The organism is Flavobacterium sp. ACN6 (assembly GCF_002304005.1).
In the GTDB taxonomy this organism is placed as follows: domain Bacteria; phylum Bacteroidota; class Bacteroidia; order Flavobacteriales; family Flavobacteriaceae; genus Flavobacterium.
In genome coordinates this window covers 448,528-461,535 of sequence record NZ_MRCQ01000002.1, presented here as the reverse complement: position 1 = coordinate 461,535, position 13,008 = coordinate 448,528, and the positions used below count along the sequence as shown (strand labels likewise).

Annotated in this window: 11 protein-coding genes; 5 read left to right on the top strand and 6 right to left on the bottom strand. The window is 34.0% G+C overall.

The features are described 5' to 3' along the window. Window positions 1-26 precede the first annotated feature (26 nt). A complete protein-coding gene (locus BSF42_RS04955) occupies window positions 27-548 on the bottom strand; it encodes a hypothetical protein (protein ID WP_095951999.1) in 522 nt (173 codons plus the stop codon). 190 nt (window positions 549-738) lie between these two features. Between BSF42_RS04955 and BSF42_RS04950 the strand changes: the two genes are divergently transcribed. The 3 genes from BSF42_RS04950 to BSF42_RS04940 all read left to right on the top strand — a co-directional run bounded on the left by BSF42_RS04950 (window position 739) and on the right by BSF42_RS04940 (window position 4,427). Next, entirely contained in the window at window positions 739-2,124 is a 1,386-nt protein-coding gene (locus tag BSF42_RS04950) for an MATE family efflux transporter (protein WP_095951998.1), read from the top strand. Window positions 2,125-2,207: 83 nt separating this feature from the next. Beyond that, window positions 2,208-2,435 (top strand): hypothetical protein, encoded by a 228-nt coding sequence (locus BSF42_RS04945; RefSeq protein WP_095951997.1) that lies wholly within the window; start codon window positions 2,208-2,210, stop codon window positions 2,433-2,435. Between the two features lie 210 nt (window positions 2,436-2,645). Continuing rightward, a complete protein-coding gene (locus tag BSF42_RS04940; protein ID WP_253250983.1) occupies window positions 2,646-4,427 on the top strand; it encodes an LTA synthase family protein in 1,782 nt (593 codons plus the stop codon). Window positions 4,428-4,504: 77 nt separating this feature from the next. On the opposite strand, the gene meaB is transcribed toward BSF42_RS04940, so the two are convergent. The 3 genes from meaB to BSF42_RS04925 form a co-directional block, all read right to left on the bottom strand. Next, window positions 4,505-5,602, bottom strand: a complete 1,098-nt coding sequence (gene meaB / locus BSF42_RS04935) for a methylmalonyl Co-A mutase-associated GTPase MeaB (RefSeq protein ID WP_095951995.1) — start codon at window positions 5,600-5,602, stop codon at window positions 4,505-4,507. A gap of 335 nt (window positions 5,603-5,937) precedes the next feature. Next, on the bottom strand, window positions 5,938-6,579 hold the full coding sequence (locus BSF42_RS04930; protein ID WP_095951994.1) for an NAD(P)-dependent oxidoreductase: 642 nt from the start codon (window positions 6,577-6,579) through the stop codon (window positions 5,938-5,940). Between the two features lie 58 nt (window positions 6,580-6,637). Then, a complete protein-coding gene (locus tag BSF42_RS04925) occupies window positions 6,638-7,045 on the bottom strand; it encodes an Rrf2 family transcriptional regulator (RefSeq protein ID WP_095951993.1) in 408 nt (135 codons plus the stop codon). A 284-nt stretch (window positions 7,046-7,329) separates the two neighbouring features. Here BSF42_RS04925 and BSF42_RS04920 point away from each other — a divergent pair, with 284 nt between their 5' ends. Both BSF42_RS04920 and BSF42_RS04915 read left to right on the top strand, forming a co-directional pair. Then, window positions 7,330-8,241, top strand: a complete 912-nt coding sequence (locus BSF42_RS04920; RefSeq protein WP_095951992.1) for an AEC family transporter — start codon at window positions 7,330-7,332, stop codon at window positions 8,239-8,241. A gap of 111 nt (window positions 8,242-8,352) precedes the next feature. Continuing rightward, window positions 8,353-8,991: a peroxiredoxin gene (locus BSF42_RS04915; protein WP_095951991.1), complete on the top strand. Its 639-nt coding sequence runs from the start codon at window positions 8,353-8,355 to the stop codon at window positions 8,989-8,991. Between the two features lie 174 nt (window positions 8,992-9,165). Here BSF42_RS04915 and BSF42_RS04910 read toward each other — a convergent pair whose 3' ends face one another. Both BSF42_RS04910 and purB read right to left on the bottom strand, forming a co-directional pair. Continuing rightward, window positions 9,166-11,403, bottom strand: coding sequence for a cation:proton antiporter (locus BSF42_RS04910; RefSeq protein ID WP_095951990.1), 2,238 nt, complete (start codon window positions 11,401-11,403; stop codon window positions 9,166-9,168). A gap of 236 nt (window positions 11,404-11,639) precedes the next feature. Further along, the gene (gene purB / locus BSF42_RS04905) at window positions 11,640-12,986 is read right to left on the bottom strand and encodes an adenylosuccinate lyase (protein ID WP_095951989.1); all 1,347 of its coding nucleotides are present in this window, start codon (window positions 12,984-12,986) and stop codon (window positions 11,640-11,642) included. Between the last annotated feature and the right edge of the window lie 22 nt (window positions 12,987-13,008).

Below are 13,008 nucleotides of genomic sequence, written 5' to 3'. Positions count from 1 at the left end.
ACAAAATAATAAATTAAACCTATTTTTTAAAGTTTAAAACCATATGCAACACGAAGTGCTACTTGATTGGTTCTAAAATCATGATAATCTTCGTAACGAACACTTAAATCGATGTATTTATTAGCGTATCCAATTCCTGGCGCCCATAAAAAAGTAGTGTTGTTGTAACCGTTTGTTACTGCAAAACCAGCACCTAGTTCTCCTAGAACATAAAATTGATCTTTTAAAACGAAGGCTTTAAAACCAGCTTTAGCGGGAATAAATCCAAGATCTTTAATGTCATTTCCTACGGCATCTTTTTTGCCATTAAATAAATTAGTAAAACCTGTTGTTAAGGTTAACGATGTCTTTTTAGAAAGATCGTATTGTAAACGAACGTCTCCACCAAGAGCCCAGTCATAATCGTTGTCGGTTGGAAGTCCTCCGTTAACTCCAAATCCTAATCTAAATCCTTGATCGTAATTTGTTGCTTCTGTTTCTTGAGCGAATGTTGTGTTAGAGAATAAAAAAGCAAAAGCAGCTAGGCAAATAATCTGTAATTTTTTCATGGCTTATAATTTTGAATTATTAATGATGTAAAAGTAAAACGGAGGTATTTCGAGATTGTTATACAATTTTTAAAAATCGTTATATAATATTATGCTATAATGATTTTAAGCTTAATATTGGCTTATATTTTTATTAATAGGATAGAATTGGAAGCTTCTGATTATCTTTGCCGACTAAAATTGATTACAAGTGAATTTAAAGCAGTACACCAAGGAGTTTTCGTATAATTTAAGACTGGCGTATCCTATTATTTTAGGAATGGTGGGCCATACTTTAATAGGTATTGTCGACAATATAATGGTAGGGAAATTAGGAAGTACAGAGCTTGCCGCGGTTTCTTTAGGAAATAGTATGATTTTTATTGCAATGTCTCTTGGAATTGGATTTTCGACTGCAATTACTCCAATTGTTGCGGAAGGTGATGCAGAGAAAAATGATAACAAAATTCGTTCTGCATTTCATCACGGCTTATTTCTTTGTACTATTCTGGGCTTAGTGCTTTTTGGCGTGATTATGTTCGCAAAACCAATAATGGAATTGTTAGAACAGCCTGCAGATGTAATTGTACTTGCGAAACCTTATTTGGGGTGGGTTGCTTTTTCGCTGATTCCGTTAATTATGTATCAAGGGTATAAACAATTTGCAGACGGAATGTCGATGACCAAATATTCGATGTATGCAATGGTTATGGCAAATGTGCTTCATGTTGGAATAAATTATGTTTTGATTTACGGAATCTGGTTTTTTCCAAAAATGGGAATTATTGGTGCTGCATTGGGAACTGTAATTTCAAGAATATTTTTGGTCATGTTCATGCACATCATGCTTTCTAGAAGAAATGATTTAAAACGCTTTTTCAAGAATTTTAGTTTCGATGAAATAAAAAAATCAACCATTCAAAAGATTATCAGTATCGGGTTCCCTTCGGCTATGCAGATGCTTTTTGAAGTGGTATTGTTTACGGCTTCTATCTGGCTTTGCGGTAATATCGGGAAAACAAGTCAGGCAGCAAATCAAATTGCCTTGAGTCTCGCATCGATGACTTTTATGTTTGCGATGGGATTAAGTGTGACTTCGATGATCAGAGTTAGTAATCAAAGAGGTTTAATGGATTATAAAAAACTGATTGTTGTGGCGCGGTCTATTTTCCTTCTCGCTATTATATTAGAAACGGTTTTTGCGTTGTTCTTTATTGTTTTTCATGATTATCTGCCGTATATCTTTTTAAATATGGAAAACACAGGACAGATTTTAGATAATGAAGAAGTAATAAGTATTGCCTCAAAATTACTTTTAATCGCAGCGGTTTTTCAAATTTCTGACGGAATTCAAGTTGTGGTTTTGGGTGCTTTACGCGGTTTACAGGATGTGAAAATTCCAATGTACATTACGTTTGCAGCGTATTGGATTATTGGTTTTCCAATTTCTTATTATTTGGGAGAATATACAGAATTAAAAGCACAGGGAGTTTGGATCGGACTTTTGGCAGGATTGACGGCAGCAGCAATTTTACTGTACATTCGCTTTCATTACTTAACCAGAAGATTAATGACAAAATCGGTTTCAAATAACTAAATTTGAACAGAAAATAAGATACAGATTATAAAGGTTTTCAAACTGTGACAAAATAATATAAACACTAAAAAAATAAATAAAACATGGAATTACCTAAATTTTTACTTGGAGACAATACTGATTTTCCAGATGATATTTTTATCATTCACCTTGATTACCCAAGATTTATTATCAATTTAAAAGATGATGAGGTAGAATTTTTAGAAGAAGCAGAAGATCTTGACGAAGCAGAATTAAATGCAGAAATGGAAGGTTTGATCGAAAAAGCAAATGATTTTTACGACCGCGAATTAAACCGTTACGAAGAATAAAGACTGCGCTCTGTGTGCGTCTTTATGGCTGCACGGTAAAAATATTTACATTATCTAATGAAAAAATTAAGTTTTTTAAAACCTATATTTAATTTTATAGCAAGCGGTTTAGTGATAACTACTTTAAGCCGAATCTTTTTATTTTTCCTTTTTAAAGAAAGGGTCGCAGAAACACCTAATTTCTGGTATATTTTTCCAATTGGTCTAAGAATGGATTTGATATTACTTTGTTATTTATCTTTTCTTCCAGCTTTGTTGATTACATTTTTACCCAATAAAAGGATAAAATTCACCAATAAATTTCTAGTAATCTATAGTTTTTTATTCCTGTTTTTTATTCTTTTTGTAGAATTGGCTTCGCCGGATTTTATAAAACAATACGATACAAGGCCCAATAAGATTTTCTTGGATTATCTTATTTATCCAAAAGAAGTTGTTGGAATGCTTTTGAAAAGTTACCTGACTTCTATAATCATTACTTTTCTGATTTTAGCAGTTGTGCTTTATTTTGCATTCAAAAAAGGGCAGAAATATTTTTACACCACAAATACTGATTATAAGTTCAAGTTGATGGTGTTTCCATTACTTGCTTTTCTATTGTTTTTTGGCGCTCGTTCGAGTCTAACTTCAAAACGTCCTATAAATGCTAGTAATGCTGTTTTCTCAACAGATCAGTTGACTAATACATTGGGGTTAAATTCATTTTATACAGTTGCTTTTGCGGCATATTCTATAAAAAATGAAGGAAACACCAAAATGTACGGTAAAATGGATGAAGCCGAAGCGATTGCACGCGTAAAAAAATATATGATCGCAGGCCAAAATGACTTTACAGATGCTGAAATTCCGTTTCTGCATGTACAGCAGCCAGACTCTGTTTTGAAAAAACCTTATAATTTGGTGATTTTTTTACAAGAAAGTTTAGGTGCAGAATACGTGGGGATTCTTGGCGGGAAACCATTAACGCCAGAGTTTGATAAATTATCTAAAGAAGGAACATTATTCACCAATTTGTATTGTACAGGAACCAGAAGCGTTCGTGGCATTGAAGCAGTTGTAACTGGTTTTTTACCTTCACCCTCAGAAAGTGTGGTTCGATTAGGAAACTCGCAACAAGGATTTTTTACACTTGCTGACGCTTTAAAACACAAAGGTTACGATACAAGTTTTATTTATGGCGGTATGGCCAATTTTGATAATATGGCTTCGTTCTTTAACGGAAACGGCTTTAGTGATATTATCGATCAATCCGATTTTGAGTCTGATGGAAATAAATATGCTTTTAAAGGAACTTGGGGATATTCTGATGAAGATTTAGTAACCAAAGCCAACCAATATTTTAAATCAAAAGGCAATAAGCCATTTTTCTCCTTGATGTTCTCAACTTCAAATCATGAACCATTTGAATATCCAGCGGGAAGAATTAAACCTTATGATAAAAAAGCAGCGACTGTAAACAACGCAATGAAATATGCCGATTTCTCTATTGGAAAATTCTTCGAATTGGCTAAAAAAGAGGATTACTTCAAGAATACTATTTTTATCGTAATAGCAGATCATAATACCAGAACATACGGAAAGAATTTAGTACCCATAAACAAATTCCATATTCCGGCATTTATAATAGGACCAGGAGTTTCACGAGGAGCCGTTTACGATAGATTGGCAAGTCAGATTGATATTCCGCCAACATTATTAAGCTATTTAGGAATTCCGTTTGAAACACCAATGGTGGGTAGAAATCTAAATAAATTAGATCCAAAAGTGCAAGGGAGATCGATTATGCAGTTTAACGACATCAATGCATTTAGAGTTGAAAATCAGGTTGTGATTATGCAGCCAAATTTAAAACCTTTGCAATTTGAAGTTAAAAATGATACGACTTTAATTCCTGTAAAATTAAATGAAGAATTAGCAAAAGATGCTTTGGCACATGTAATTACAGCGGGGAATTTGTATAAGGAGAGTAAGTATAAGCTTAGAGCTAAATAAAGGTTCAAAGGCTCAGAGTTACAAAGGAACAAAGGTTCAAAGAAACAGAGAAAAAACTTTGTTCCTTTGAACCTTTGCTACTTTGCACCTTTATTAAAATACAATTTTAATAATTCAGAAGCAGCGGCAAAAGGTGAAATTTCATCATTTTGCACTGCTTTTTTATTTTCTTCTAAAAGTGAAATGATTTCTGGCTGATTGTAAAAGTTTTGTTTTAACTGCTCATTAATGGCTTCCATCATCCAGAAATGATTTTGTTCTTTCCTTTTTTCTTGAAAGACTCCAGTTTCTTGAGTCATTTCAAAGTAGTCAGAAATTGTATTCCATACTTCAGAAATACCTTCTTTTGTTAAAGAACTGCAAATCGTAACTTTTGGCTGCCAGTTTGATTTTTTTGGAGGGAATAAATGCAAAGCGCGATTAAATTCTACTTTCGCCTGATAGGCTTTTTTGATATTATCACCATCCGCTTTATTAATGACAATTGCGTCTGCCATTTCCATAATACCGCGTTTAATACCTTGAAGTTCATCTCCGGCGCCTGATATTTTTAAAAGTAAAAAGAAATCGACCATACTGTGTACCGCAGTTTCGCTTTGGCCAACACCAACAGTTTCAATAATTATAGTGTCAAATCCTGCTGCTTCACAAAGAATAATAGTTTCTCGAGTTTTGCGTGCCACACCGCCCAAAGTTTCTCCAGAAGCGCTGGGTCTTATAAAAGCATTTTCATCTTTAACCAGTTCTTCCATTCGGGTTTTGTCGCCTAGAATGCTTCCATGCGTAAGTGAACTGCTGGGATCAACTGCTAGAACTGCAACTTTTTTGCCTAATGCTGTGAGTTGTTTTCCAAAAGCTTCAATAAAAGTGCTTTTTCCAACACCGGGAACGCCTGTAATTCCTATACGAATTGACTTATTTGCATGAGACAAACAGCCCTGAACTACTTCGCCCGCTTTTTCATAATGATCTGAATTGGTGCTTTCGATTAAAGTTATGGCACGGCTTAAAGAAGTTCTATTTCCTTCTAAAATACCATTAATTAATTCTTCTGACGAAGGCTGTTGTCTGCGTTTGTACTTAATTTGATTAATAGCCGAAACATTGGTGATTTCAGGAGGTGAAATTCCAGCTTTTTCACTTAAGCTTCCAGCTTGTTTATTGAGATTTGACAAAACGCATTTTTTAGAAATGTAAAAGTACAGAAAACAAAAAGAGTTTCAAAAAGTTAGTTTGCCACGAATTATATGTATTTACACTAATTTGTTACATTTTTTGTCATCTTGAGCGAAGTCGAAAGACACGCAAGCAACTCGACAAGAATTGTTTACTACAAAGAGACCCGACAGGTTTTCGAAACCTGTCGGGTCTGAGAAGTATTGCAGAATTACTTTGCGTGTCCTTCGACTTCGCTCAGGATGACAGATCATTTTGTTTAAAAAATAGTGCGCGAAAAATCGTGGCAAGAAAAAAACTTAGCAGCTTAGAATCTCAGAACCTTAGCATCTTTTTAGTAACCAGCAGTAAATCTTACTTGGTGGTGTTTTGGATTTTCAGTTTCATCAGCAATTACAACCGCTAAATCTTCTACAGATAAAATACTTCTTTGCTCATCATTGAAAACAGGATTTTCTAAACCTAAACGGTAATTTCCAGTTCTTCCTGTTTTAATTCCAGCGTGCATTTCGAACGCAGGGCTAAAAAATGCCCAGTCTAGATCTTTTTCTTCTTTGATGATGTTTAAATAATGTCTTGCAGCATTTGCTCCTGGATAAATTTCTTTTGGGAAATCTGGCGTATCAACAGCTTGTAAATCTGGCGCAACAAATAAACTTCCAGCTCCTCCGATAGTGATAAAACGTTTTACACCCGATTTTTTAACTGCTTCCTGAATAGCTTTTGAACCTGCTAAAAAGTCATCGTAAATGTTTGGGTTTGTCCATCCTGGATTGTAAGCGTTGATAATAGTATCGTGTCCTTTTAAAAGTTCTGCTAAAGCGTCAACATTAAAAATGTCTGCAGCGACCCAAGTTGCATTTGCAGTATCTTTTGGAGTTCTTGCGATTGCAGTAATTTCATGTTTTCTGTCTGCTAATTCGTTTAAGATTGCTGAGCCAACAAATCCTGTAGCTCCAATAATTGCGATTTTCATAATATATAAATTTATTTAGTAATAAAAAATGTTACAGTTTTAGGCAAAAAAATAGTTTTTAAAACTGATTCGAAAAATCTTCTAAAGAAATGTTTTCAAGCTGCGCGTTGACTTTCTGATTCATTTCGCTGTATAAAGCTTCCAGATTCTGATTGATTTTCTTCCCAACGGGACAATCAGGATTTGGTTGATTTTTAGCGAAGCCCAGACCAATAGTTTCAAAAGTCATTTCAAATATTTCTTTTAAAGTCAAGTTAGAAGCATTTACGGCCAATTTTGTTCCTCCATTTTTCCCTTCTTTACTTTCTACAATATGATGTGCTTTTAAATTGGCAATTTCTTTTCGAACCAAAACCGGATTTAAATTAATACTTCCCGCAATAAACTCCGAAGACAAATAATCGTTTGGAAATTTATTGAGTAAAGTAAGAATGTGAATAGTTATGGCAAATTTACCTGAAATCATACTGTAATAAAATATGTTACAAATTTACATCTTTTTGTAACACAAAATACTAATTTAACTTTTTTTTTATTCCTTAGTGATTAGTAACTAGTCCTTAGTAATTAGTCTTGAGTTTTAATGCTTTGTAATTATTACTTTTGCATAGTAATTAGTAATAACTATTATTGTATGAAATGTTTAGTAAAAAAAATGTGAGCTTTAATTCAGCCTAACAATTTGATCTTAAAAATAAGTACTACAACTAATTGCTAAGGACTAGTTATCTAATTACTAACAACCAATTAATGAACAACTTCCTTTTAATATTTCTCTTTCTTTCAATCGGTTTAATTTTACAGCAGGTAAAACAATTTCCTGTACACATTTATAAGACACTAAATAAAATTGTTATTTATTTTTGCCTTCCTGCGATTACTTTATATCACATTCCGAAAATAAAGTGGAGCAGTGATTTGCTTTTTCCAATAGGTGCGGGCTGGATTACCTACATATTTGCTTTTATATTTTTTCATTTTTTGGGAAGAAGAAACGGCTGGTCCAATAAATTAATTGGCTGTCTGATTTTAACAGCGGGTTTGAGTAATAGTTCTTTTCTCGGTTATCCTATTATTGAAGCTTTATTTGGGAAGAAAGGATTAGAAACCGCTGTTTTGGTAGATCAGCCGGGGACTTTTGTAGTGGTTTCTACACTTGGTGTTTTTACTGCGGCTTTTTATTCGAAAGGAAGTCCAAATGCTTTAGGGATTTTAAAAAAGATAATCTTGTTTCCGCCTTTTATAATGTTTGTTTTGGCTTGTTTGATGAATATTTTTCAAGTTGATTTAAATGAAAATTTTCAATCTATATTATTAGCAATTGGAAGTTTGGTCACACCTTTGGCTTTACTTTCAGTCGGATTGCAGTTAAGTTTTGATCGAAAAAGCCAGCATTGGAAATTCTTAAGATTGGGACTTTTCTTTAAACTGATTTTAGTTCCTTTCGTAATTTTTGTTCTTTATGTTTTTATTTTCAATCAACGTTCCGAAGTGATCAAAATTACTTTAATGGAAACTGCCATGGCACCCATGATTACTGGAGCAATTTTAGCTTCGACTTACGGATTAAAGCCAAAATTAAGCAGTATGATGATTGGTTACGGAATTCCAATTTCTTTTGTAACCCTTGCCTTCTGGTACTTTATTCTAAGTTTTATTTAGTTTAAAATAGTAATTATATCGAGAAAGTAGAATTTTAACTTTTTTTTACGTTTTGAATGTTTTCTAAATGCATTTTTTATTTAATTTTAAAGGAACTAAAAAAATGAAATTATGTCAACATTAAGATTAGGCGATATAGCTCCAGATTTCCACGCAGAAACCACGCAGGGACCAATTGATTTTCATGAATGGTTGGGAGATTCATGGGGCGTGTTATTTTCGCATCCAGCAGATTTTACTCCTGTTTGTACTACTGAATTGGGAACTGTAGCGAACTATGTTCCTGAATTTACCAAAAGGAATACGAAAGTTATTGCTTTGAGTGTAGATGGTTTAGACTCACACAAAGAGTGGATTAAAGATATTAACGAAACTCAAAATACAGAAGTTACTTTTCCAATTATTGCAGATGAAAATAAAGAAGTTGCGAATTTATACGATATGCTTCATCCAAATGCGAGCGACAAATTTACAGTTCGTTCTGTTTTTGTGATCGGACCAGATAAAAAAATCAAATTGACTTTAACTTATCCAGCTTCGACAGGAAGAAATTTTGACGAATTACTTCGTGTTATTGACAGTTTGCAATTGACTGCAAATTACAGCGTTGCAACGCCCGCAAACTGGAAAGACGGTGAAGATGTTGTAATTGCACCTGCAATTCCAGACAGCGACATTCCAGCGAAATTCCCAAAAGGACATACGCCAATTAAACCTTATTTACGTTTGACACCACAGCCAAATAAGTAAGTTTTTTTTAGGTTCAAAGGCTCAAAGGGGCAGAGGTTCAAAGGCTCATAAAATAAAAAGCACTACAATTTTCATTTTGAAAATTGTAGTGCTTTTTATATAAGAAAATGATATGCTCGCAGAAAAACCTTTGCATCTTTGAACCTCTGTCCCTTTGAACCTCAAAAAAAAAACTTACTTAACCGCCAATAAAGCAGTCATTCTTTTTTTGTCGCCCACGACCCAAAGAATATCGTTTTTCTCTAAGATTAAACTAGATTCTGGATTTAGGATACGATTTCCGTTTCTTTCTATTCCAACAACCATTCCGTCGGTTTTCGCTCTAAATTGTCCGATACTTTTCTGAATAAATTCTTCCTGAGAAACTTCAAGCTGACGTAGTACAATATTGGTTTCTTCTACTTTTCCAGGAGCTTCAGTTTCATTTTGAGTTAAAAATTTAGTGAATTCAACAATCTGAGCATCGGTACCAATTACGCAGATTTCATCTCCAGGAAATAAACGTTCAATTTTGGTTGGAATTGGTATCGTAACTTCGCCTCTTTTGATATAGGCAATATTAATTCCTAATTCTTCCCGAATCTTTAATTCTTGTAATGTCTTACCAACTAAATTAGACTCTTTTTTTATTTCAAAAAATGACATGTGACCATCCCACGGCATTAGATTAGCATATCTTCTGTCGATTTTTTTGTTTTCACGATCATTAAGATTTTTCAAAAAGTGATTTTCGATTCTATGGTATTGTTCGTTCAGTTTTTTAGGGAAAATTTGATAGGCGGCAATCGCAATAATCAGCGCCACAAATGCTACTAAAGGCGAGAAGAAAATATTCAATAGAAATCCAACAAAGAATAATCCAAGGCTCATTCGAATTAAAATCAGCATTAAAAGTGCACCGCGATATTTGCGCTCTTCCCAAAGTATTTCTACTTCTTCCACTTTAACACGACGAAGCGAAAGCGCCCATAAAAATGGCGCAATTATTACTAGTGTTAATAAAGCAGCTAAAGTATTTCCGAAACGTGTATCGGCTACTAATGGCGCTACAAATCGGGACGACAGTAAAATAATAGCTGCAATAATAATGGTGTGAAGAATAATTTGAGTGACTGAAGAACGCAGTACCACCTGCCAAGTACTGACAGACTTAATGGCTTGTGCATTTACACTGTAGCGGTTAATATTTTTAACCCATTTTTTAGGCATTTTTGATTCTAAAAATTGAGCAAATGTTTCAGAATATTTGATTAAGAATGGAGTTGTAAAAGTTGTTACTGCAGATACTGCCACAATAATTGGATACAAGAAATCGCTGGTTACTTTTAAAGTCATTCCAAGAGTCGCAATAATAAAGGAAAACTCTCCAATTTGCGCCAGACTCATTCCCGTTTGAACAGATTGTTTAAGAGGCTGACCAGAAATTAAGGCTCCAATAGAAGAACTAAATGCTTTTCCGAAAATAGTTAAAAGCGTAATCAATGCAACAGGAAGTGCATAAGTCACTAAAGTTCCCGGATTGATCAACATTCCTACCGATACAAAGAAAACAGCACCAAATAAGTCTTTTACCGGCTGAATCAAATGTTCGATTTTTTCAGCCATTGTAGTTTCAGCGATAATTGAACCCATAATAAAAGCTCCTAAAGCTGGTGAAAAACCAACATTTGCAGCAAAAATTACCATCATTAAACATAATGCTAATGAAATAATCAAAAGCATCTCATCTGTCATAAGATGTTTGGCTTTTTTAAATATTGTCGGAATTATAAAAATACCGCCTAAAAACCATATAATTAAAAAGAAAACCAATTTTAAAACAGATTGAAGCAATTCACCCCCAGAAACCTGATCGCTGACCGCAATTGTCGATAATAGCACAAGCATTAAAATAGCTACAATATCTTCAACGATTAAAGCTCCGAATACAATTCCAACGAACTTTTTCCCTTTGACCCCAAGTTCGTCAAAAGCTCTAATTATAATAGTAGTGGAAGAAATGGAAAGAGTGGCACCCAAAAAGATGCTGTCCATTTTTCCCCAGCCCATCCATTGGCCGACACAATACCCAATCAGTGTCATAAACAAAATCTGGGTTATGGCGGTGATCGATGAGGTTCCTCCAACTTTCATTAGTTTTTTAAAACTGAATTCGAGTCCCAAACTAAAAAGCAAAAAGATTACCCCGATTTCGGCCCATACTTCAACACTTTTCATGTCGGTTATAGATGGGAAAAAATCAAAATGGTTTCCAGCTAAGAATCCTGCAATTAGGTATCCTAGAACCAGAGGCTGTTTCATTTTTTTAAATAATAAAACGGCAATTCCAGCAGTCATAAGGATTAATCCCAAATCACTAATTAAAGGTTGTAGGTGATGTGTACTTTCGGCCGCGGCATTTAAGGCAATCATATAATAAGTGGTATTTTTTTTAGGAGCTGATCCAGCTTTACATTACAAGCTTTTGTTCAAAAACGCCTATTTTTTAAGCAGTTTCAGGAGCTTCCGTTGGTCGCTCTGTACCTGCAAAAAAATATGGCTTTTTTCTCAAAAGGCTTTTCATTTTAATCTGGGCTAACTCTCGATTTAAATAAAAAAAGCTATCTCGATAAAGATAGCTTTTTTTGGTAAAATATTAGGTGTTTTCTTTAAATTCCTGTGTAGTTACTAGGAGTTATTTGCATTAATTCTGCTCTAACAGCATCAGAAACTTCTAAAGTTGCAATAAAATTATGAATTGCATTTTTGTCAATAGCTTCGTTTGTTCTAGTAAGTCCTTTTAAGGCTTCATAAGGATTTGGATAAGCTTCGCGGCGTAAAATTGTCTGAATAGCCTCAGCAACAACTGCCCAGTTTCTTTCTAAATCTTCGGCAAATTTACTTTCATTTAAAAGTAATTTGTTTAAACCTTTTAAAGTGGCTTCAAAAGCAATAATAGTATGTCCAAACGGAACACCAACATTACGTAAAACAGTACTGTCAGTTAAATCGCGCTGTAATCTTGAAATTGGTAATTTTGCTGACAAATGTTCAAAAATAGCATTTGCAATTCCTAAATTTCCTTCAGAGTTTTCAAAGTCAATTGGATTTACTTTGTGCGGCATTGCAGAAGAACCAATTTCTCCCGCTTTGATTTTTTGTTTGAAATAATCCATCGAAACATACGTCCAAATGTCACGGTCTAGATCTATAATAATAGTGTTAATTCTTTTTAAAGCATCAAAGAAAGCAGCAAAATGATCGTAATGCTCAATTTGAGTTGTTGGAAAAGAATGCTGTAAACCAAGATTAGTTTCAACAAATTTATTTCCAAATTGTTTCCAGTCAATTTGCGGATATGCTACATGATGTGCATTGAAGTTTCCTGTAGCGCCGCCAAATTTAGCAGCAAACGGAACATTGAATAACAAACGCATCTGCTCTTCTAAACGCTCTACAAAAACCAAAAGTTCTTTACCCAAACGAGTAGGAGAGGCAGGCTGTCCGTGTGTACGTGCCAGCATCGGAATGTCTTTCCATTCAACGCTCAATTCTTTTAATTTAGAAATTACGGCGATTAAAGTCGGCATATAAACTTGCTCAAACGCTTCTTTAGTAGAAAGCGGAATAGCAGTATTATTAATATCTTGAGATGTTAATCCGAAATGAATGAATTCTTTGTACTGAGATAAACCTAATTTTTCAAAAGCATCTTTTATAAAGTACTCCACTGCTTTTACGTCGTGGTTAGTTACTTTTTCTGTTTCTTTAATCCAAAGTGCATCTTCTGTCGAAAAGTTTTTGTAGATATTTCTTAAACTTTCAAATAAACCAGAATCAATACCTTGTAATTGTGGTAATGGAATTTCGCATAAAGAAATAAAATATTCCACTTCAACCAAAACACGGTATTTTATTAAAGCTTCTTCAGAGAAAAAAGGGGCTAAATTTTGGGTTTTATTTCTATATCTTCCGTCAATTGGTGATATAGCATTCAGTTCGTTTAGAGTAGTCATTGTTATGTTGTTTTTCGAAAGG